This window comes from Roseovarius sp. BRH_c41 (assembly GCF_000961715.1).
Lineage (GTDB): Bacteria > Pseudomonadota > Alphaproteobacteria > Rhodobacterales > Rhodobacteraceae > Roseovarius.
Genome location: NZ_LADY01000065.1, coordinates 1 through 20581, shown reverse-complemented (window position 1 = coordinate 20581; position 20581 = coordinate 1). Strand labels below are relative to the sequence as shown.

The following is a 20581-nucleotide window of genomic DNA, read 5'->3' as shown; positions in this document are numbered from 1 at the left end:
ATACACTATTAGTTGTAAAATGTGATTTACACACGTTTTCTGCCGCTTGGGGCTTGTTTTGCGACTGAGGGCATTGTGTAGAAGCGGCAGACAGGGGAGATGGGCATGCGGAACGCGGAGAGCGTGACATTCGGCGGATCGGGGCTTGATCGCGCGGATGAGATGCGCGGAGACGAGGCGGCGATTGCCGTGGCACTGGTCGAGGGTCGCGCACGGTCGATCGTGCTCTGGCGGGGGAAGCCGCTGTTGCGGGCAGACACGCTGGATACGGTCATCGACCTTGCGCCGGATCACCCCGTTCTGGCGCGCTACAAGGTGCCGCCGATCCTCTTGGGGCGTGACGCGAACGGTGACCTGATCCTTGCCCATGATATTTCCGCCTGGGTGCCGCCGGGGCTGGAACCTGATCAACTCGATACGTTTCTTGACGCCAGCGAACAGGTGCATCCCGATCTGCCGGAGGGCACCGCCTTTGCCGAGTTGCGGCGCGTGATGACCCGGCTCAGCCCGCGCGATGCTGAACTGGCAGCCACCGCCAAGGCGGTGTTCGGCTGGCATCTGACGCACCGGTTCTGCGCGCGCTGCGGCAAGGAAAGCCGGATGATCCGGGCCGGGTGGCAGCGCGCTTGCGATCATTGTGGCGGGCAGCATTTTCCGCGCACTGATCCGGTGGTGATCATGTTGATAACGCGGGGCAATTCGGTCCTGATGGGTCGGTCTCCGGGTTGGCCCGAGGGGATGTATTCGCTCTTGGCCGGGTTCATCGAGCCGGGCGAGACCATCGAAGCGGCGGTGCGTCGTGAGGTCTGGGAAGAGGCCGGGATCGAGGTGGGGCGGGTCAGTTATCTGGCAAGTCAACCTTGGCCTTTCCCAGCCTCGTTGATGTTTGGCTGCCGGGGTGAGGCCCTGAGCGACGAGATCACCATTGATCCCAAAGAGATCGAGGACGCGCTCTGGATGAGCCGCGAGGATATTCTGGCGGCCTTTGCCGGAGAACATCCGTTCCTGTTGCCCGCGCGCAAGGGGGCGATTGCGCATTTCCTGCTCGAGAACTGGCTTGCCGACTGTCTGGATTGACGCGACAATGGCACCGGGCACAAAGCGATAACAAAGGTCAAGGGGCAGTCTGGGGATGCAGTTTAGCGGTAAGGAAGATATCGAGGCCCCGATCGAGCGGGTGTTCGAGGAAATCACCGACTTTCAGGCATTCGAGCGGTCCGCCCTGCGGCGGGGCGCGGATGTCAAGCGGACGGACACATTGGGCGCGCCGGGCGTTGGCATGAGTTGGCATGCGGCGTTCAAGCTGCGCGGCAAGCAGCGCAAGGTTGATGTGAGCGTGGCCGACTACGATCCGCCGAACGGGATCACTCTTGGGTTGATGTCGGCGTCGATCGAGGGGCAGATGATTGCGGAACTGGTGGCGCTGTCGCGCGGCCGCACGCGGATGACCGTGACGCTGGTTCTGCAGCCGCGCAGTCTGGCGGCGCGGTTGATGATGCAATCGCTCCGGCTGGCGCGGGGCAACCTGACCAAGCGGTTCAAGGTTCGTCTGGCGGAATATGCGATGGACGTCGAAGAGCGTTACAAGCGGTCGGCCTGACGGAGATCACTCGGTGTCGTGCCTGCGCGGATCTGCGGGGTACACACCGAGAATTGTGATGTCCGATGTGAAGTAATCCAGTTCATCCAGAGCACGCGCAACGGATGGGTCATCGGGATGGCCTTCGATGTCGGCGTAGAATTGTGTCGCGGTGAACGACCCGCTGACCATATAGCTCTCGAGTTTGGTCATGTTGACGCCGTTTGTGGCAAAGCCGCCCATCGCCTTGTAGAGCGCGGCGGGGATGTTGCGCACCTGAAAGACGAAGGTCGTCATCATCCCATCATCGCCGCGTCGCGAGAAATCGGGCTCGCGCGCCATCACAAGAAAGCGGGTGGTGTTGTTGCCCTGATCTTCGATGTGCTGAGCAATCACGTCGAGACCGTAGATTTCGCCTGCCAGTTCGCTGGCCAGCGCCGCCAATTCCGGCTGTCCGGCCTCAGCGACATGGCGAGCGGAGCCTGCGGTATCGGCGCCGGTGATACGGTGGATGCCGTGTCGTTCCAGAAAGGCGCGGCATTGGCCCAAGAGCATGGTGTGGCTCATCGCGCTCTCGATTTCATCAAGGCGGACACCGGGCAGAGCCAATAGGTTGATATGCACCCGCACAAAGGCCTCGGCCACGATATGCAGTCCCGATTCGGGCAAGAGGTGGTGAATGTCGGCGACCCGGCCAAAGGTAGAGTTCTCGACCGGCAGCATGGCCAGATCGGCTTGCCCCTCGCGCACTGCTGCAATTGCGTCCTCAAAGGTGCGGCAGGGCAGCGCCTCCATGTTGGGATAGGTCTCGGCGCAGGCCTGATGCGAGTAGGCGCCGGGCTCTCCCTGAAAGGCGATGCGGTTGGTCATCTGCGTTTTTCCGTGTTTTTGGCCCGGTCGGGCGTTTGGTCGCGGAAACTACACCTTGCGCGCCGGTAGGGGAAGCGGATAGATACGCGGCCAACGACGGATTAAATGGAAACGGGCCGATGTTCGACACAATGACAATGACAAAGACCGCTGGCGCACTGTGTGGAGCGCTGTTGGTGTTCCTTTTGGGCAATTGGGCGGCAGAGTCGATCTATTCGATGGGCGGCGGTCATGGCGAAGATCACGCACAGGGTTATGTGATTGACACAGGTGAAGACGAGGCCTCCGAAGAGGCTGCGGATGAAGGTCCGAGCATCGGCGAGTTGATGGCTGCGGCTGATCCGGCGAATGGCGAAGGGCTGTTTCGCAACTGTGCCGCCTGTCACGCGGTGGCGGATGGCGAGAACAAGGTTGGCCCGCATCTTTACGGCGTAGTTGGTCGGGACGTTGGATCGGTGGCAAGCTACGGGTCCTATTCGGGCAGCTTGACTGAAGTGGCGCAGGTCTGGACGCCAGTCGAGTTGAACGCGTTTCTTGAGAACCCCAAAAGCTACGCGCCCGGCACCACGATGGGCTATGCGGGGATGCGCAAGGCCGAGGATCGTGCTGACCTGATCGCCTATCTCGATCAGACGGATGGCACGACATTCGAGATGCCGGCGGAAGAAGCGGCGGCTGAGCCTGCGGCGGAAGAAGCGGCGGCTGAACCTGCGGCGGAAGAAGCGGCGGCTGAACCTGCGGCAGAGGAAGCAGCGGCTGAACCTGCGGCAGAGGAAGCAGCGGCTGAGCCTGCGGCGGAAGAAGCGGCGGCTGAGCCTGCGGCGGAGGAAGCAGCGGCTGAGCCTGCGGCGGAAGAAGCGGCGGCTGAACCGGCGGCGGAAGAAGCGGCGGCTGAACCGGCGGCGGAAGAAGCAGCGGCTGAGCCTGCGGCGGAAGCGGGCGCATCGGATTTCGCCGCGCTGGTTGCTGCGGCGGATGTCGCCGAGGGTGAGAAGCTGTTCCGCCGCTGTGGCGCCTGCCACAAACTGGAGGATGGCAAGAACGGAGCCGGTCCGCATCTCTTTGGGATTGTGGGCCGTGACATCGCCAACGTTGACGGGTTCAGCTATTCGGACGCGCTCAAGGGGCTGGATGGAGCTTGGACAGTAGACCAGCTGAGCGCGTGGATCGAAAACCCGCGCGCGTTTGCGCCGGGCAACCGGATGGGCTTTCCGGGTCTCAAGGATGAGCAGGATCGCGCCAACCTGATTGGCTATCTGCAAAGCTCTGGCAACTGAGCCGGGCCGCAGTTTCAAAAGGCCGCTGCCCTGCATGGGCGGCGGCCTTTTTCGTGGGCGCAAGACAGGATCGGCGCTTGAACAACGCGCCCCCCCTCCTTAGCTTGCCACAGACGGATCAAGCACCAGATAATGGGTGCGGCAGGAGGATGATGTGATGACCAGACAGCAAGCCCCGGCCAAGGCCCGGACATATTCAGGATTTTCGCGGACGCGCGCGCTGCTGGCCTTTGCGGGGCTGTCTATTGCGACCTTGATGGCGCAGGCGGTGTGGGCGCAGGATGAGATCATCACATCGCATGGGTATTCGTTCTATGGCGATCTGAAGTATCCGGCGGATTATCCGCATTTTGACTATGTGAACCCTGATGCCCCGAAGGGCGGTGAAATCTCGCTCTATGCGCCGGGGACATTTGATTCGATGAACCCCTATTCGCGCAAGGGACGTGCCGGGCAATTGTCCTGGATGGTCTATGAGAGCCTGTTGGGCGCATCCGAGGCGAGCGGCGAGCCGCTGCCGGGGGATAGCTATAACGAGGGCTATGGTCTCTTGGCGGAGCGGCTGGAGTACGACGCGGGCAAGACTTGGGTGATTTTCCACTTGCGGCCCGAGGCGCGGTTTTCCGATGGCACGCCTGTCACGGCGCATGACGTGGTGTTTTCGCACAATCTCTTTCTGGAGCAAGGGCTGAAATCCTATGCGGATGCGGTCAAGCGCCGGGTGCTGAGCGCCGAGGCGCTGGATGACACCCGCGTCAAGTTCACCTTTGCGGAGGGCATCTCGCGCCGGTCGCTGATTGATCAGGTGGGCGGCACGCCGGTGTTCCCGCGCAAGTGGTATGAGGAAACAGGCGCGCGGCTGGACGAGCCACGGCTGGAGGCGGCGCCGGGTTCGGGGCCCTATCAGGTCAAGAGTTATGACGTGAACCGCAACATCGTCTATGAGCGCAACCCGGAGTATTGGGGATGGCATTTGCCGATCAATGTGGGGCGGCATAATTTCGACCGTATCCGGATTGAGTATTTCGCCGATGACAACGCCGCCTTTGAAGCGTTCAAGGCGGGAATTTACACGTTCCGCCCGGAGGGGAATTCCAAGACATGGGCCACGGGATACGATTTCCCGGCGGCGAATGCAGGCTATGTGGTCAAGGCGGAGCTGCCCGACGGCTTGCCGCCGACGCCGTCCGGTTTTGTGTTCAATCTGGGCCGCGAGACATTGCAGGACAAGCGCGTGCGGCAGGCGATTGCGCTGGGGTTCAATTTTGAATGGACCAATGCATCGCTGCAATATGATCTCTTCAAACAGCGGCATTCCTTTGTGCAGGATACGCCCCTAGAGGCCAAGGGCGCGCCGGAAGAGGCGGAGCTAGAGCTATTGAAATCCTTGGGTGATCTGGTGCCTGAAGAGATGCTGACCGCACCTGCGGTGATGGCGCATAGCTCGGATGGTGAGCGTCTGAATGACCGGCGCAATCTCCGCACAGCGATGAGGCTCTTGGATGAGGCCGGTTGGGCCGTGGGCGATGATGGCAAGCGGCGCAATGCGGCGGGCGAGGTGTTGACCATCGAGATCCCGATTTCTGCCTCTGGGTCCGCCACGATGTCGGCGGTGGTCGAGAGTTTCGTGAGCAATCTGCAATTGATGGGCATTGACGCCAAGTTCGACAAGATCGACGCCGCGCAATACACGGCGCGCGAGCGGGATCGCGATTATGACCTGATCTTTGACAGCTATATCGCCTTTCTGGAGGCGGGCACGGGCCTGCATCAGCGCTATGGCAGCAAGGAAGCGGCGTTCAGCCTGTTCAATCCCGCAGGGCTGGCGAGCCCGATGGTCGACACGATCATCGACAAGGCTCTCGAGTCGGGGAGCAAGGAAGAGCAGGACGTGGCCTTGACCGCGCTGGACCGGGCGTTGCGCTATGAGTTCTTTATGATCCCAACCTGGTATCTGGACAAGAGTTGGGTGGCTTATTGGGATATGTATGACTACCCCGAGCCGCTGCCGCCCTATGCGACGGGCGTGCTGGATTTCTGGTGGTATGACGCCGACAAGGCGCAAGCGCTTAAGGACGCGGGCGCGCTGTGATCCTGAGGGCCTGCTGAGATGGGAGCCTATATCCTGCGGCGGCTGTTGCTGATCGTGCCCACGCTCTTTGGCATCATGGTCATCAATTTCGCGCTGGTGCAATTCGTGCCGGGCGGTCCGGTCGAGCAGATGATTGCCAATATGCAGGGGCAGGGCAATGTGTTCGAGAGCTTTTCCGGCTCTGGGTCGGACACCGGACAAGAGATGGTGGGGGCTGCCGGTGGCAATGACCAATACCTTGGTGCGCGAGGTCTGCCGCCGGAGTTGATCAAGGAATTGGAAGAGCAATTCGGGCTTGATAAGCCGCCGTTGGAGCGGTTCGTCAACATGATGTGGAATTACATGCGGTTCGATTTCGGCGAGAGTTATTTCCGCAAGATCGAGGTGCTGGATCTGGTTCTGGAGAAGATGCCCGTTTCTATCACGCTGGGCCTGTGGTCGACGCTCATTGCCTATATCGTGTCGATCCCGTTGGGCGTGGCGAAGGCGGTGCGCGATGGCACCAAGTTCGACACCTGGACCAGTGGTGTCATCATCGTGGCCTATGCGATTCCGGCGTTTCTCTTTGCGATCATGCTCTTGGTCCTGTTCGCCGGCGGCAGCTATTTCCAGATATTCCCGCTGCGCGGCCTGACGTCGGACAATTTCGAGCAACTGAGCCTCTTGGGCAAGATCGGCGATTACCTCTGGCATATTGCCTTGCCGGTCATTGCCTCGACGATTTCGGCCTTTGCCACGCTGACGCTGCTGACCAAGAACAGTTTTCTGGACGAGATCAAGAAACACTATGTGATGACCGCGCGCGCCAAGGGGTTGTCGGAGCGCAAGGTTCTCTATGGGCATGTGTTCCGCAATGCGATGCTGATCGTGATTGCAGGCTTTCCGGCGGTGTTTATCGGGGTGTTCTTTGGCGGCTCTGTTCTGATCGAGACAATTTTCAGCCTCGACGGATTGGGTCGGCTGGGGTTTGAGGCTGCCGTGGGGCGCGATTATCCGGTGATGTTCGGCACGCTGTTTCTGTTTGGTCTCATCGGACTTGTGGTCGGTATTCTGTCCGACCTGATGTATGTGCTGGTTGATCCGCGGATTGATTTCGAAAAGCGGGAGGGGTGAGACAGTGATCCGCCTCTCGCCGCTCAATCAACGCCGCTGGCGCAATTTCCGCCGCAATAACCGGGCGTATTGGTCGCTCATCCTCTTTTCGGTGATCTTTACCGTCACGCTCTTTGCCGAGTTTGTGGCCAATGACAAACCGATCCTCCTGCAATATCGCGGCGCGTATTACATGCCGATTTTCAGGTTCTATCCTGAAACGGCGTTTGGCGGCGATTTCGAGACCGAGGCGATTTACCGTGACCCTGAGGTGCGGTGTTTGATTGCGTCGGGCGGATTGGACATCTGTTTTGACGATCCCGAGGCGATCATTGCGGATGCCGAAGATGGCGTGGTTGAGGGCGAAGAGATTGCCAAGGGTTGGGCGATCTGGCCGCCCATTCCCTATAGCTATAACACCACAGTGGATCGGCCCGGTGCGGCACCGCTGCCGCCCAATGGGCAAAACCTGCTGGGCACTGATGACACCAAGCGCGATGTGCTGGCGCGGGTGATCTACGGGTTCCGGTTGTCGGTGCTGTTCACGCTGATCGTGACCGTGCTGTCGTCGGTGCTTGGTATCGCAGCGGGGGCGGTGCAGGGCTATTTCGGGGGACGCACTGATCTGATTTTCCAGCGGGTGATCGAGATCTGGTCGTCCACACCGCAGCTCTATGTGATCATCATCCTCTTTGCGATCCTGCCACGAAGTTTCTGGCTGTTGGTGGTGATCACGGTCCTCTTTGGCTGGATGGCTCTGGTCGGTGTGGTGCGGGCCGAATTCCTGCGGGCACGTAATCTGGAATATGTGCGCGCGGCCAAGGCGCTCGGCGTCTCGAACCTCACCATCATGTTCCGCCATATGCTGCCCAATGCGATGGTGGCGACGCTCACGATGCTGCCGTTTGTGATTACGGGCACGATTTCTCTGCTCGCGGGTCTTGATTTTCTGGGTTTTGGTTTGCCGTCCTCAGCGCCCAGCCTTGGCGAGTTGACGCTTCAGGCCAAGCAGAACCTGCAAGCGCCATGGCTGGCGTTCACCGCGTTCTTTGCCTTTGCCATCATGCTGTCGCTCCTCGTCTTTATCTTTGAGGGCGTGCGTGATGCTTTTGATCCCAGAAAGACCTTTGAATGAGTGTGTTAGAGGTCAAGGACCTGCGGATCAGTTTTCGGCAAGACGGGCTGGTGATTCCGGCGGTCAAAGGCGTGTCGTTCAGCCTTGATCGTGGGGAAACCGTGGCGATTGTGGGCGAGAGTGGCTCTGGCAAATCGGTTACGGCGCTCTCGACCGTGTCGCTGTTGGGATCGTCGGCAGAGGTCACGGGATCGGTGATCTACGATGGCCACGAAATGATTGGCGCGGATGATCGGCGGTTGCGCAAGGTGCGCGGCAACGACATCAGCTTTATCTTTCAGGAACCTATGACATCGCTTAACCCGTTGCATACGTTGGAAAAGCAGTTGCGTGAGAGCCTGGAGCTGCACCAGGGGCTGACCGGTGTGACGGCCCAAACGCGCATCGTGGAATTGCTGGAGCGGGTGGGGATTCGCGAGGCGGCAAGCCGTCTGGGGGCCTATCCGCATCAGTTGTCCGGTGGACAGCGGCAGCGGGTGATGATCGCCATGGCGCTGGCCAACAAACCCGACATCCTGATTGCCGATGAGCCGACAACGGCGCTCGATGTGACCATTCAGGCGCAAATTCTGGAGCTTTTGGCGGAGTTGAAGCGCGAAGAAGGCATGGGCCTTTTGTTCATCACGCATGATCTGGGGATCGTGCAGCGCATCGCCGACCGGGTCTGTGTGATGAAGGATGGCGAGATTGTCGAGAGCGGGCCGGTGGCAGATGTCTTTGCCGCGCCGAAGCATGAGTACACCCGCAAGCTGCTCAGCGCACGGGCGGTGGGCCTTCCGGCTCCGGTGCCCAAGGGGGCGGAGGTGGTGGCTGAAACGCAGGATTTGCGGGTCTGGTTCCCGATCCAGAAGGGGTTTTTGAAACGCACCGTGGGGCATGTGAAGGCAGTCAATGCCGCCACGCTCAGCGTGCGGGCGGGCGAAACCTTGGGCATCGTCGGCGAGTCCGGCTCTGGCAAGACGACGCTGGCGCTGGCGATCATGCGGCTGATTGCCTCTAAAGGTGAGATCCGCTTTGTCGGGCAGGATGTGAACGGCTGGTCGACGCGAGAACTGCGCAAGCACCGCGCCAAGATGCAGATCGTGTTTCAGGACCCGTTCGGAAGTCTGAGCCCGCGCATGACTGCCGCGCAGATCATCGCCGAAGGTTTGGGCGTGCATGGCAATCCGGGGGGGCGACCGGCGCGCGTTTTGGTGGCCGAGGTGATGGAAGAGGTCGGGTTGAACCCCGCCACGATGGACCGCTACCCGCATGAATTCTCTGGCGGTCAGCGTCAGCGTATCGCGATTGCCCGCGCGATGATCCTGCGGCCCAAGCTGGTGGTGCTGGACGAGCCGACGAGTGCGCTCGACATGACCGTGCAGGTGCAGATCGTCGATCTCTTGCGCGATTTGCAGGTGAAATATGGGCTGGCCTATCTGTTTATCAGCCACGACCTGCATGTGGTGCGTGCCATGAGCCACCGGGTTCTGGTGATGAAGGATGGCGACGTGGTCGAGGCGGGCGAGGCCGAGGCGCTCTTTACTGCGCCACAGACAGAATACGCCCGCAAACTGCTGGCGGCAGCCCTTGAAGGGCGCGCCGAAGTCTGACGCCTCAGATTGCCGAACTGTGCCCCTTCTCGTCCATCTCATAGGCGTCGAAGTGGCGTGCGATCATCCGGGTCAGGGGGCGTGATTCGAGCGGGATCGAGAGGCCGGTGGCGTTGAGGGTCAGATGCCCCTCAAAGCGGCGATCCACGGCGGACAGCATCGCCTGCAACTCTGCGGCCGGGATCTCGAACTCGCGGAAAATCTCGGCGCTATCAATGCGGAAATCGCACATCAGCATTTCGATCATCCGCGCGCGCAGTTTGTCCTCGGCGGAAAAGACATGGCCGCGCGATGTGGAAAACCGTCCCTCGCGGATGGCGCCGGTATGGGCACCGGTGGCGGGGGCGTTCTGGGCGTAGCCTTGTGGAAAGCGCGAGATCGAGGAAGCCCCAACGCCGATCAGCACTTCGGCGGTGTCATCGGTGTAGCCTTGGAAATTGCGGCGCAAGTGCCCTGATTTTTGCGCCACGCTCAGCCCGTCTGACTTGGTGGCGAAATGGTCGATGCCGATTTCGACGTAATTGTCCCATAGGAACAGGTGGCGCGCGGTTTCAAACAGGTCCAGCCGTTCCTGCGGTGTGGGCAGGGCATCCGAGGGGATCATTTGCTGCCGCTTGGCCATCCAAGGCACATGCGCATAGCCGTAAAGCGCCACACGGTCCGGGCTGAGGGACAAGAGTTTTTGCACGCTTTCGGTGATGCGTGCGCGATTCTGATGCGGCAGCCCGTAGAGGATATCGGCATTGAGGCTCTTGACGCCGCGCGCTCGAATCTCGTCCACCGCCCAGCGGGTAATGTCATAGCCCTGCATCCGACCGATGCTCTTTTGGATATGTTCGTCGAAATCCTGCACCCCGATCGAAGCGCGGTTCATGCCAGCGCGGGCGAGCGCATCAAGACGCGCGCCGTCGAGTTCATTCGGGTCGATTTCGACCGAAAACTCTGTCGCGTCGGTAAAGGGGGCAATGTTGCGGATGGCGGCCGCCAATTCGGTCATCAGATCAGGAGAGAGCAGGGTCGGCGTGCCACCACCCCAATGCAGGCGCGACAGGCGCACGCCACGCGGCAGGCTGCGGCCTAGCATCGCGATCTCGGTCTTGAGTGTCTGAAGATAGGCAATGACGGGCGCGTCGGTCTGTGTGCCTTGGGTGCGGCACGCACAAAACCAGCAGAGCCGCCGACAGAACGGCACATGCACATAGAGGGACACCTCTGCGCCCTCTGGAATCGCACTGATCCAGTTGGTGAACTGATCCTGTCCCACGTCGCGGGTGAAGTGTGGCGCGGTCGGGTAACTGGTGTAGCGCGGCACTTTGGAGTCGAAGAGTCCAAGTTTGCCCAGTTGAGTTTTTGTGTCCATACGCATACGATGAAAATAAACGTATTGCCTTGCTTTGATTTAGATCAACCGGCACCTTTGGCCTCCCGAAAAAGTGAACGCCCAATGCTGAAAGAGAAAGCCTCGATCATACCTCACGAGTGCGGAGATTGTCCGATCCGCCATCGGGCGGTCTGCGCGCGCTGCGAATCGGATGAGTTGGAGCAGCTGGATCAGATCAAGTATTACCGCAGTTATGAGTCTGGTCAGACTCTGATCTGGTCGGGCGATACGATGGATTTTGTGGGATCGGTCGTTTCGGGCATCGCGACCTTGACCCAGACCATGGAGGACGGGCGCACGCAGATGGTCGGGTTGCTACTGCCGAGCGATTTCGTGGGCCGGCCGGGACGCGCCAGCGCGGCCTATGATGTGGTGGCCGTGACCGATATCGTCATGTGCTGCTTTCGCAAGAAGCCGTTTGAAGAAATGATGGCGCGCACGCCCCATATCGCACAGCGCCTGTTGGAAATGACGCTGGACGAGCTGGATGCGGCGCGTGAATGGATGCTGGTTCTGGGCCGCAAGACGGCACGCGAGAAAATCGCCTCGCTGATTGCAATCATCGCGCGGCGTGATGCCACGCTCAGCAAGAACGGGACACGCGGCCTGCTGGTGTTCGATCTGCCGCTGACGCGTGAGGCGATGGCGGATTATCTGGGCCTGACTTTGGAAACCGTGAGCCGTCAGGTGTCGGCACTCAAGAAAGACGGGGTGATCGAGCTTGAGGGCAAGCGCCGCGTCACCGTGCCGGATTTCAACCGCCTGCTGGAAGAGGCGGGCGATGACAGTGACGGCGGGATGCTGATCTGAGGGTGTCCGCCTTGTCCTGTGGTTTCATCTGGCGATAAAGACCTCGGTGGACTGGGGGCTAGCCCCCTAGCGTCGACTATCCCGGCCTGCAACGTGTCAGGGCCGCAGGGCTGTTCTGATTATCTCCAGCAACTCAGCAGCATGTGGAACCTGTTCAAAGGCAACGGGCACGGTCAGTTTCCCCCAGTGGACCGGCTGACCGGGGTGGGACAGGCCCAGTCCGAACGGCTGAACCTCTTGTTGATCCAGCAAGGTGCCAATCCTCAGAGAGGGGTTTGGGCGCGTTGGCAGGATTTCATAGGGATAGGTGGCGGAATGCGGGTTGAACACCACGTAGAGGCGGACGCCAAGCCGCCAGTTGCGTCCACGACGGCAAACGATGGCGCGTTTGGTGGTGAGAAAGTAAATGACGTTCGAGAGCACATATTGCCGGTTGCACGCCATGGTATAGGCTGCCGCGCCAAAGGCGAGGGTGGTTGCGCCGTAGATCCAATACGCCTCGATCTGGCCAAATGCAGATGTGGAGTCGAGAAAAGGCAACGTGCTCCACATCACCAGCGCGCCGACGATCATGGAAATCAAATAGGTCCGTTCCGCCCCGGTCGGTTGAAAGAACATGCGCCCGTAGGCGGGACGCCCAGTCCACAGAAGATGTTCATCCGGGGTGAGGAGAGTGTTCAGGTCCGCGTCGGAGAGTATTTCAATTGCAACGTGATCCATTCTCGATATCCGCCGCATGAACAGATCATATTGAAGCCTGTTCCTGAACGTCCTGCAACTGGTTAGCTCAGTTTCACCTTGGGCTTGGCATGGGTCTTGGTGCAGAGTCGGCGAGGCCCCGGGTCAAGCCCGGGGCGGTGGTGTTTTTGTGTCCGTGCGGCGCTATACACCCTCAATGGGCCATGAATACCGGCACGGTCGCCTGTTCCAGCATGTAGCGGGTGGCGCCGCCAAAGATCGCCTCGCGAAAGCGCGAGTGGCCATAGGCGCCCATCACCACCATATCGGCATCCATGTCGCGCACATGCCGCTGGAGCACGTCCGAGATGCGCGGCAAGGTCTTGGACAGCACGTCGATCTCGACCTTGACGCCATGGCGCGAGAGGAAGTGTGACAAGAGCCCGCCGGGATCTGACCGGTTTGGCCCGTGGGTGGGGGGGTCGATTACCACCACATGCACCGCGTCTGCCTGTTTGAGCAGGGGCAGGGCGGCGCGCACGGCGCTGAGCGCCTCGTTGCTTTCATTCCAGCCGATCATGATTCGGTTCGGTGCGGGCGACGTTTCGCCCTCGGATGGCAGGATCAGCACTGGGGTATGCCCTTCAAAGAGTGCCGATTCGGTCACAGGCTCGAGCTCGGCCCCGCGCCCCTTGCCATAGGGCTGCGGCAGAATGACCAGATCAGCGAAGCGCGCGCGCGCGGCGACATGGCGCCCCAGATCGGCGAGTTGGCTGACGCCACTCTCGATTCCCCACCGCAGCGCTGAATTTTTGAGCACAGCGCGCGCCTTGGCCTCGATGGCGGCGGCCTCTTGCTGGGCGCGGGCAATCGTTTCTTGCAGCACGATCGCGCTCGCGCCTGAATAATAGTATCCAGATTGGCTACGGTCCACGCCCAGGCAGAGCACGTCGAGATGGGCATCATGCCGGGTGGCTATGCTGGTGGCGTGGGCCAAGGTTTCCTCAACAAGGGACTCATCGGTCAAAACGGAAAACAGGCTGTTGTAGGTCATGTCGCATTCCTTTGACTGTGTCGCACGTTATGTCAGCGTAGGAGTGTATTGCCGGGGCTGCCTTGACGCGGATCAAACGATCATCGTCAGTGTTTTGACACAGATCAAGGATAGTTGAGTCCGACCCAAGCATTACGGTCACAGTCTAACGCGCCTGCGCGGGTCACGGCGACTCGGGTAGAAAAAGACGAAGGGACGCAACATGACGAATTACATCAAGCTGATCGTGCTTGGTCTGGTCACGCTTCTGGCGCTGATCGCGGCCAATTATGCGCGCGATCTGGCCTATCTGGTCAACGCACTGACAGTGGCGTTGGTCGCCGGTGGGCTTTTCCTGTGGACCTTGCGCCACACGGATGAACCGAGAACCCGGGTGGATCTCTCGGGAGAATACATGGACGGTGTCGTGCGCGCCGGGGTGATCGCAACCTGCCTTTGGGGTGTTGTCGGTTTCCTCGCGGGCACGTTCATCGCCTTTCAACTTGCCTTTCCGGGGCTCAATTTCGATTGGGCACAGGGGTATGCGAATTTTGGTCGATTGCGTCCGCTGCACACCTCGGCGGTTATTTTCGCCTTTGGGGGCAACGCGCTGATCGCCACGTCTTTCTACGTTGTGCAACGCACCAGCGCGGCGCGTCTCTGGGGCGGCAATCTCGCGTGGTTCGTGTTCTGGGGCTATCAGCTTGTGATCGTTCTGGCCGCAACTGGCTATTTGCTGGGTGCCACACAATCCAAGGAATATGCAGAGCCTGAATGGTATGTGGACCTGTGGCTGACGGTGGTCTGGCTGGCCTATCTGGCCGTGTTCCTAGGCACCATCGTCAAGCGCAAGGAGCCGCATATCTATGTGGCCAACTGGTTTTACCTGTCGTTCATCATCACGGTGGCGATGCTGCATGTGGTGAACAACCTGAGCATTCCGGTCTCGGTCTTTGGCTCCAAGTCGGTGCAAGTCTTCTCGGGCGTGCAGGACGCGATGACACAGTGGTGGTATGGCCATAACGCTGTGGGCTTCTTCCTGACCGCAGGTTTCCTGGGCATGATGTATTACTTTGTGCCGAAGCAGGCCGAACGCCCGGTTTACTCTTATAAACTGTCGATCATCCACTTCTGGGCGCTGATCTTTATCTATATCTGGGCCGGTCCGCACCACCTGCATTACACGGCGCTGCCTGACTGGGCCTCGACGTTGGGCATGGTGTTCTCGATCGTTCTGTGGATGCCGTCCTGGGGTGGCATGATCAACGGTCTGATGACGCTCTCGGGCGCATGGGACAAGCTGCGCACCGATCCGGTCATTCGGATGATGGTGATTTCCATCGGGTTCTACGGCATGTCGACCTTTGAAGGGCCGATGATGTCGATCCGCGCGGTCAACTCTCTGTCGCATTACACCGACTGGACCATTGGGCACGTGCATTCCGGTGCGCTTGGCTGGAACGGCATGATCACCTTTGGCGCGCTCTACTTCCTTGTGCCGAAGCTGTGGAACCGTGAGCGGCTCTATAGTCTGAGCCTTGTGAGCTGGCACTTCTGGTTGGCGACCATCGGCATCATCCTCTACGCCGCCGCCATGTGGGTGACGGGGATCATGGAGGGCCTGATGTGGCGCGAAGTCGATGCCAACGGTTTCCTCGTGAACTCGTTCGCCGATACTGTGGCCGCGAAGTTCCCGATGTATGTGGTGCGCGGTCTGGGCGGGGTCATGTTCCTCTCTGGTGCGTTGATCATGTGCTACAACCTCTGGATGACTGTGACACGTTCGCCGGCCGTCGCGCCTGTGAACAACGCAGTCCCGGCTGAATAAGGAGGGCCGGAGAGATGGCAATTCTGGACAAACACGCAATCCTGGAAAAGAACGTCACGCTTTTGGCGATCTTTGCCTTTCTTGTCGTCACGGTCGGGGGGATCGTTCAGATCGCCCCGCTGTTCTGGCTTGAGAACACCATTGAGGATGTAGAGGGCATGCGCCCCTACTCACCGCTGGAGTTGACGGGCCGGGATATCTACATCCGCGAGGGCTGTTACGTCTGTCATAGTCAGATGATTCGTCCGATGCGCGATGAGGTCGAGCGCTATGGCCACTATTCGCTGGCGGCGGAGTCGAAATATGACCACCCGTTCCAGTGGGGGTCCAAGCGGACCGGGCCGGATCTGGCCCGTGTCGGTGGGCGCTATTCGGATGACTGGCACGTGGACCACCTGCGAAATCCGCAGTCTGTGGTGCCGGAGTCGGTGATGCCGAAATATGGTTTCCTCGAGAACCGGATGATCGAGCCGGCGCATATCGAGGATCTGCTAAAGACGCATCGTCTGGTGGGTGTGCCCTATAACGATGAGATGATCGAGAATGCCAAGGCAGATTTCGCGGGTCAGATTGATCCCGATGGTGATACCGACGGTCTTCTGTCGCGCTACCCCAATGCACAGGTGCGCAATTTCGACGGGCAGCCGGGAGTATCCGAAGCGGATGCGCTGATTGCCTATCTGCAAATGCTGGGGACGCTGGTTGATTTCTCGACCTTCACCCCCGACGCAAGCCGATAAGGGGGCAGAGCGATGGAAACCTATTCCCTGTTGCGTGAATTTGCCGATAGCTGGATGTTGCTGGTGCTCTTTGCGTTCTTTGTCGGCGTCGTAGTCTGGGTGTTCCGCCCCGGCGCCACCAAGAGCTATGAAAACCCGTCAAACATCCCGTTCCGGCACGAAGACAAACCGGCCCGCGCCAATGGCGCCCGGCACGAGGAGGCATGAGACATGGCCAAACAACCCAATAAGAAGAACCAAGAGGTCGAAACCACCGGCCATCAATGGGACGGGATCGAGGAATACAACAATCCCCTGCCGCGCTGGTGGCTGTGGACGTTCTATGCCTGTATCGTCTGGGCACTGTGGTATGTGGTCGCCTATCCAGCATGGCCGCTGGTTCAGGGCGCCACCGCCGGTTACAAGGGCTGGTCGACGCGCGCCAATGTCGCGGTCGAGTTGGCCGAGGCCGAGGCCGCCAATGCCGCGATCAACGCCAAGCTGGAAACGGTCGAATTGACCGAGGTTGCAGGCGATCCCGAATTGCAGGGCTATGCCACTTCGGCGGGCAATGCCGTGTTCAAGACATGGTGTGCGCAGTGCCATGGTTCGGGCGCGGCAGGGGCCAAGGGCTATCCCAATCTTTTGGATAACGACTGGCTCTGGGGTGGCACGATTGAGGATATTCACACCACAATCGCCCACGGTATCCGCAACGAAGAAGACGCGGATGCGCGCTATTCGCAGATGCCGGCCTTTGGCGAGATGCTGGAACCGGCACAGATTGAGCAGGTGGTCAATTACGTCATGTCGATATCGGGAGAGCCGCAGGACGCGTCCTTGGTCGCCGAAGGTCAGACCGTGTTCATGGACAATTGCGCCGCCTGCCACGGCGAGGCCGGAGAGGGCGATATCTATCAGGGTGCGCCGAACCTTGCCGATGCGATCTGGCTCTATGGTGGGTCGTTCGACACGATCAAGGAAACGGTCACCTATTCGCGCTTTGGCGTGATGCCGCCGATGGGCGGGGCCGATCTAAGCGAGGCCGAGATCCGCGCCGTGGCGATCTATGTCCACCAGCTTGGTGGGGGCGAGTGAGCCGCCTCTGATACGGCTCTAAAGAACACCTCGGACCCTGCCGCATGACAGGGTCCGAGGCTAGGCACCGGTCTTTCCGTCCTGTTCGCGCGTTTCTGTGAAGGACCGGTGCCGATTACCTCTGAGATTGCATATGATGTCAACCACTGGCCCTTGACGGGGCCGTTTGCGCGTTGAACTCAGTCTCGTCTCCGAGCCACGAGATGTGCCTCAAGCTCTGCCCCAGAGCGTGAGTCAAACCGTTCGGCGGGGGGCCAATGAGCGCGGGCTTCATGCCGATGCCGGATGTCACGGCGCGTTGCGGTTCGGAATGTATCTGCAAGAATATTGAACATGGTGCCATCCTTTTTTGGTTCGGTTTCTTCAATCAGTATGGCAAATATGATGCATGTGCGCGACTCTGGAAAATTTCCAAATTGTAAGCTAAACTAACATTATGGATTGGCATTCACTCCCTCCCTTGACGGCACTTCGGGCCTTTGCTGCGCTCGCAGAAACTGGCGGCACAGCGGCGGCAGGCATCAAACTCAATGTGAGCCACGCGGCGATAAGCCAACAAATCAAACAACTGGAGGCGCATCTGGGCGTTGCGCTGGTGGATCGCACGGGGCGGCAGCTTCGGTTGACGGCTGAGGGGCGGGAGCTTGCCGATGCTCTGGCGCTGGGGTTCGGAGCGATTGCGCGCACCGTCGCGTCATTGACCGGGGCGGATGCAAACAGGCCGCTACAGATTTCGACCACGCCAAGTTTTGCCGCACATTGGCTTATGCCCTGTCTCAGTGATTTTCGTCAGTCGCACCCGCAGATCGACCTGATGATTGATCCGAGCCCCCATCTTATTCGCCTTGAGCCGGGCGGTATCGACGTCGCCATCCGCTACGGTGCCGGATCTTGGCCGGGGCTGCATGCGGAGTTGCTGTTTCACTCGCCCATAGTCGCTGTGGCTGCTCCGCAATTGGTCGCTGGGGTGCGGATCGAGTGTCCGGAGGATTTGGCAGATCTGCCATGGTTGCAGGAATTCGGCACCAATGAGGCAAGCGATTGGCTGCGCAGCCAGGGAGTCCTCAAGGAGCGGGTCGCGGGTCTTGTGCAGGTGCCGGGCAATCTCTTGCTCGACGGGCTGCGCAACGGACAGGGCGTTGCCGTTACCGTGCGCGATTGGGTGCGTCAGGATATCGCGGCGGGTCGGTTACGGCTTTTGTTCGAGGAAGACACACAAAGCGGATATCATATCGTCACCCGTCCCGGCGTTTTGCGGCCACCCGCCAAGTTCTTTGTCGCATGGCTTCGGAGAATGGCTCGACAGAGGGTGCAAGTGCAATAGATCGATTCAGGAGTCAGAATTTGATGCAGGTCAAAGCTGCATCGTCCGCATCCTGACAGAACACGATCAACAGAATGATCACATCGGAGTATGTCCGTGGCCGATTCCCACCCAACCGAACCACAATCCCTCTACGCCGCGCGCGAACCGGTGTTTCCCAAGAAGGTTTACGGCAAGTTCCGCAACCTGAAATGGGTGATCATGGTTATCACTTTGGGCATTTACTATGTCACGCCCTGGATTCGCTGGGACCGGGGTGCTGCGCTGCCGGATCAGGCGGTTTTGCTTGATCTGGCGAACCGACGGTTCTTCTTCTTCTGGATCGAGATTTGGCCGCATGAATTCTATTTCGTGGCCGGTCTCTTGGTCATGGCGGGGCTGGGGCTGTTTCTCTTTACCTCGGCTTTGGGCCGGGTGTGGTGCGGCTATGCCTGCCCGCAGACGGTGTGGACCGACCTCTTTATTCTGGTCGAGCGCTGGATCGAGGGGGATCGCAACGCGCGGCTGCGCCTGCACAGGCAAAAGAGCTGGGATCTGCGCAAGATGCGCCTGCGGCTGACGAAATGGGTGACATGGCTGTTGATCGCGGTGGCCACGGGGGGCGCTTGGGTGTTCTATTTCACCGATGCGCCGACGCTGCTGGTCGATCTCTTTACCCTCAACGCCCATCCCATCGCCTATACGACGATTGCGGTGCTGACCGGCACGACGTTTTTCTTTGGTGGCTTTGCCCGCGAGCAGATTTGCATCTATGCCTGCCCATGGCCGCGCATTCAGGCGGCGATGATGGATGAGGATACGCTGACCGTCGGCTACCGCGAATGGCGGGGCGAGCCGCGCAAGAACTCCGAGGCGGTCAAGGCGGGTGAGCCGCAGGGTGATTGCATCGACTGTATGGCCTGCGTCAACGTCTGCCCGGTGGGGATCGACATCCGCGACGGCCAACAGCTGGAGTGCATCACCTGCGCACTCTGCATCGACGCCTGCGATGACATCATGGCCAAGATCGGCAAGCCGCGCGGGTTGATCGACTATATGGCCTTTACCGATGAAGAGTCAGAGCGTGCGGGTGGCAAACCCAAGCCGATCATCAAACACGTGCTGCGTCCACGCACAATCCTCTATACTGCGCTTTGGTCGCTGGTGGGGATCGGGCTTGTCTTTGCGCTGTTCATCCGGTCGGATATCGACCTGACCGTGGCGCCGGTGCGCAATCCGACCTATGTCACACTCTCCGATGGCTCGATCCGCAATACCTATGAGGTGCGCATCCGCAATATGCAGCACGAGACGCGCGAATTCGAGGTCACCGTCAAGGGCGATCCGGCAATCAGGGTTGAGCTGGAAGGCGCGACCGATGGCAAGATCGGCGTCAACGCCGATGAAGTGTACCTGCAACGGGTCTATCTGGTGGCCCCGGCAGGATCTGAGCCCGCCACGGAAGAGCGCAGCGATGTCCGCATCTGGATCGAGGATCTCACGAGCGGTGAGCGGGCCTATAAGGACACCGTGTTCAACGGAAAGGAAGAATGATGGCAGAGCGCAGGATCACCGGCAAACATGTGTTGATCGGCTTTATCGGTGCCTTTGGCGTCATCATTGCGGTCAATTTGGTGCTGGCCTGGTCGGCGGTGCGGACCTTTCCGGGGCTCGAGGTCAAGAATTCCTATGTCGCGAGTCAAGAGTTCGACGAGCGCAAAGCCGCGCAAGAGGGGCTGGGCTGGACCGTAGTGGCGGATCACGCGGGCGGTGTCTTGATGCTGCATATCACCGATGCGGCGGGCAAACCTGTCGAGGTGGCAAAGCTGGAGGCCACGGTTGGCCGTGCGACCCATGTGCGCGACGACCAGACGCCCGAATTCCGCTATGATGGCCAAGCCTATGTTGCCCCGGTGGACTTGGGAGGTGGCAACTGGAATATCCGTATGAAGGCTTGGAACCCGGACGGCACCCTGTTTCAACAGCGCGTCGTTCTGCACAAGGAATAGACCATGACCGTCCCCATGCGCCCGTCCCCTTCGGCCTGTCCGGCCTGCGCCGCAGCCCCGGCGGCCGAGGCCTTGGCGGCCCGTG

Annotated in this window: 19 protein-coding genes; 15 read left to right on the top strand and 4 right to left on the bottom strand. The window is 60.1% G+C overall.

Annotated elements, in window-relative coordinates; translation table 11 throughout:
• Window positions 1-105 precede the first annotated feature (105 nt).
• Window positions 106-1077 carry an NAD(+) diphosphatase gene (nudC, locus tag VR71_RS21685; protein ID WP_045686588.1) on the top strand — a complete coding sequence of 324 codons (972 nt, stop codon included), beginning with the start codon at window positions 106-108 and terminating at the stop codon, window positions 1075-1077.
• Between the two features lie 55 nt (window positions 1078-1132).
• Window positions 1133-1600, top strand: a complete 468-nt coding sequence (locus VR71_RS21680; RefSeq protein ID WP_045686459.1) for an SRPBCC family protein — start codon at window positions 1133-1135, stop codon at window positions 1598-1600.
• A gap of 6 nt (window positions 1601-1606) precedes the next feature.
• Here VR71_RS21680 and VR71_RS21675 read toward each other — a convergent pair whose 3' ends face one another.
• Window positions 1607-2449, bottom strand: coding sequence for a prephenate dehydratase (locus VR71_RS21675; protein WP_009817276.1), 843 nt, complete (start codon window positions 2447-2449; stop codon window positions 1607-1609).
• 119 nt (window positions 2450-2568) lie between these two features.
• On the opposite strand from VR71_RS21675, the gene VR71_RS21670 reads away from it, so the two are divergent.
• From VR71_RS21670 to VR71_RS21650, 5 genes are all read left to right on the top strand, one after another.
• Window positions 2569-3726 (top strand): cytochrome c family protein, encoded by a 1158-nt coding sequence (locus VR71_RS21670; RefSeq protein ID WP_045686458.1) that lies wholly within the window; start codon window positions 2569-2571, stop codon window positions 3724-3726.
• A gap of 157 nt (window positions 3727-3883) precedes the next feature.
• Window positions 3884-5818 (top strand): extracellular solute-binding protein, encoded by a 1935-nt coding sequence (locus VR71_RS21665; RefSeq protein ID WP_296430739.1) that lies wholly within the window; start codon window positions 3884-3886, stop codon window positions 5816-5818.
• 18 nt (window positions 5819-5836) lie between these two features.
• Complete coding sequence (locus tag VR71_RS21660) at window positions 5837-6931, top strand: microcin C ABC transporter permease YejB (RefSeq protein ID WP_009817273.1); 1095 nt, start codon at window positions 5837-5839, stop codon at window positions 6929-6931.
• 7 nt (window positions 6932-6938) lie between these two features.
• Entirely contained in the window at window positions 6939-8045 is a 1107-nt protein-coding gene (locus VR71_RS21655) for an ABC transporter permease (RefSeq protein ID WP_040651237.1), read from the top strand.
• Window positions 8042-9637, top strand: coding sequence for an ABC transporter ATP-binding protein (locus tag VR71_RS21650; RefSeq protein WP_045686456.1), 1596 nt, complete (start codon window positions 8042-8044; stop codon window positions 9635-9637). Before VR71_RS21655 ends, VR71_RS21650 begins: the two co-directional genes overlap by 4 nt.
• 4 nt (window positions 9638-9641) lie before the next feature.
• Here the strand turns inward: VR71_RS21650 and hemN are convergent, their stop codons facing one another.
• Window positions 9642-10997, bottom strand: coding sequence for an oxygen-independent coproporphyrinogen III oxidase (gene hemN, locus VR71_RS21645; protein WP_045686455.1), 1356 nt, complete (start codon window positions 10995-10997; stop codon window positions 9642-9644).
• Window positions 10998-11081: 84 nt separating this feature from the next.
• On the opposite strand from hemN, the gene fnrL reads away from it, so the two are divergent.
• The gene (fnrL, locus tag VR71_RS21640) at window positions 11082-11828 is read left to right on the top strand and encodes a transcriptional regulator FnrL (RefSeq protein WP_009817268.1); all 747 of its coding nucleotides are present in this window, start codon (window positions 11082-11084) and stop codon (window positions 11826-11828) included.
• Between the two features lie 96 nt (window positions 11829-11924).
• On the opposite strand, the gene VR71_RS21635 is transcribed toward fnrL, so the two are convergent.
• Together VR71_RS21635 and VR71_RS21630 are read right to left on the bottom strand one after the other, a co-directional pair.
• Window positions 11925-12548 (bottom strand): hypothetical protein, encoded by a 624-nt coding sequence (locus tag VR71_RS21635; protein ID WP_045686454.1) that lies wholly within the window; start codon window positions 12546-12548, stop codon window positions 11925-11927.
• A 172-nt stretch (window positions 12549-12720) separates the two neighbouring features.
• Window positions 12721-13560, bottom strand: coding sequence for a universal stress protein (locus VR71_RS21630; protein WP_045686453.1), 840 nt, complete (start codon window positions 13558-13560; stop codon window positions 12721-12723).
• Window positions 13561-13762: 202 nt separating this feature from the next.
• Here VR71_RS21630 and ccoN point away from each other — a divergent pair, with 202 nt between their 5' ends.
• The 7 genes from ccoN (at window position 13763) to VR71_RS21595 (ending at window position 20496) form a co-directional block, all read left to right on the top strand.
• Window positions 13763-15367 carry a cytochrome-c oxidase, cbb3-type subunit I gene (gene ccoN / locus VR71_RS21625; protein WP_009817281.1) on the top strand — a complete coding sequence of 535 codons (1605 nt, stop codon included), beginning with the start codon at window positions 13763-13765 and terminating at the stop codon, window positions 15365-15367.
• 14 nt (window positions 15368-15381) lie between these two features.
• Complete coding sequence (gene ccoO, locus VR71_RS21620) at window positions 15382-16107, top strand: cytochrome-c oxidase, cbb3-type subunit II (RefSeq protein WP_009817282.1); 726 nt, start codon at window positions 15382-15384, stop codon at window positions 16105-16107.
• Between the two features lie 12 nt (window positions 16108-16119).
• On the top strand, window positions 16120-16314 hold the full coding sequence (locus tag VR71_RS21615) for a CcoQ/FixQ family Cbb3-type cytochrome c oxidase assembly chaperone (protein WP_009817283.1): 195 nt from the start codon (window positions 16120-16122) through the stop codon (window positions 16312-16314).
• Between the two features lie 3 nt (window positions 16315-16317).
• Complete coding sequence (gene ccoP, locus VR71_RS21610; RefSeq protein WP_045686452.1) at window positions 16318-17184, top strand: cytochrome-c oxidase, cbb3-type subunit III; 867 nt, start codon at window positions 16318-16320, stop codon at window positions 17182-17184.
• 436 nt (window positions 17185-17620) lie between these two features.
• Entirely contained in the window at window positions 17621-18508 is an 888-nt protein-coding gene (locus VR71_RS21605) for a LysR family transcriptional regulator (RefSeq protein WP_009817286.1), read from the top strand.
• 90 nt (window positions 18509-18598) lie between these two features.
• Window positions 18599-20041 (top strand): cytochrome c oxidase accessory protein CcoG, encoded by a 1443-nt coding sequence (gene ccoG / locus VR71_RS21600; protein WP_296430736.1) that lies wholly within the window; start codon window positions 18599-18601, stop codon window positions 20039-20041.
• On the top strand, window positions 20041-20496 hold the full coding sequence (locus tag VR71_RS21595; protein WP_296430733.1) for a FixH family protein: 456 nt from the start codon (window positions 20041-20043) through the stop codon (window positions 20494-20496). Before ccoG ends, VR71_RS21595 begins: the two co-directional genes overlap by 1 nt.
• The last annotated feature ends 85 nt before the right edge of the window (window positions 20497-20581 follow it).

Coding starts and splice junctions, on each gene's coding strand:
- nudC (WP_045686588.1), top strand. CDS start 106: ATGCGGAACGCGGAGAGCGTGACATTCGGCGGATCGGGGCTTGATCGC.
- VR71_RS21680 (WP_045686459.1), top strand. CDS start 1,133: ATGCAGTTTAGCGGTAAGGAAGATATCGAGGCCCCGATCGAGCGGGTG.
- VR71_RS21675 (WP_009817276.1), bottom strand. CDS start 2,449: ATGACCAACCGCATCGCCTTTCAGGGAGAGCCCGGCGCCTACTCGCAT.
- VR71_RS21670 (WP_045686458.1), top strand. CDS start 2,569: ATGTTCGACACAATGACAATGACAAAGACCGCTGGCGCACTGTGTGGA.
- VR71_RS21665 (WP_296430739.1), top strand. CDS start 3,884: ATGACCAGACAGCAAGCCCCGGCCAAGGCCCGGACATATTCAGGATTT.
- VR71_RS21660 (WP_009817273.1), top strand. CDS start 5,837: ATGGGAGCCTATATCCTGCGGCGGCTGTTGCTGATCGTGCCCACGCTC.
- VR71_RS21650 (WP_045686456.1), top strand. CDS start 8,042: ATGAGTGTGTTAGAGGTCAAGGACCTGCGGATCAGTTTTCGGCAAGAC.
- hemN (WP_045686455.1), bottom strand. CDS start 10,997: ATGGACACAAAAACTCAACTGGGCAAACTTGGACTCTTCGACTCCAAA.
- fnrL (WP_009817268.1), top strand. CDS start 11,082: ATGCTGAAAGAGAAAGCCTCGATCATACCTCACGAGTGCGGAGATTGT.
- VR71_RS21635 (WP_045686454.1), bottom strand. CDS start 12,548: ATGGATCACGTTGCAATTGAAATACTCTCCGACGCGGACCTGAACACT.
- VR71_RS21630 (WP_045686453.1), bottom strand. CDS start 13,560: ATGACCTACAACAGCCTGTTTTCCGTTTTGACCGATGAGTCCCTTGTT.
- ccoN (WP_009817281.1), top strand. CDS start 13,763: ATGACGAATTACATCAAGCTGATCGTGCTTGGTCTGGTCACGCTTCTG.
- ccoO (WP_009817282.1), top strand. CDS start 15,382: ATGGCAATTCTGGACAAACACGCAATCCTGGAAAAGAACGTCACGCTT.
- VR71_RS21615 (WP_009817283.1), top strand. CDS start 16,120: ATGGAAACCTATTCCCTGTTGCGTGAATTTGCCGATAGCTGGATGTTG.
- ccoP (WP_045686452.1), top strand. CDS start 16,318: ATGGCCAAACAACCCAATAAGAAGAACCAAGAGGTCGAAACCACCGGC.
- VR71_RS21605 (WP_009817286.1), top strand. CDS start 17,621: ATGGATTGGCATTCACTCCCTCCCTTGACGGCACTTCGGGCCTTTGCT.
- ccoG (WP_296430736.1), top strand. CDS start 18,599: ATGTCCGTGGCCGATTCCCACCCAACCGAACCACAATCCCTCTACGCC.
- VR71_RS21595 (WP_296430733.1), top strand. CDS start 20,041: ATGGCAGAGCGCAGGATCACCGGCAAACATGTGTTGATCGGCTTTATC.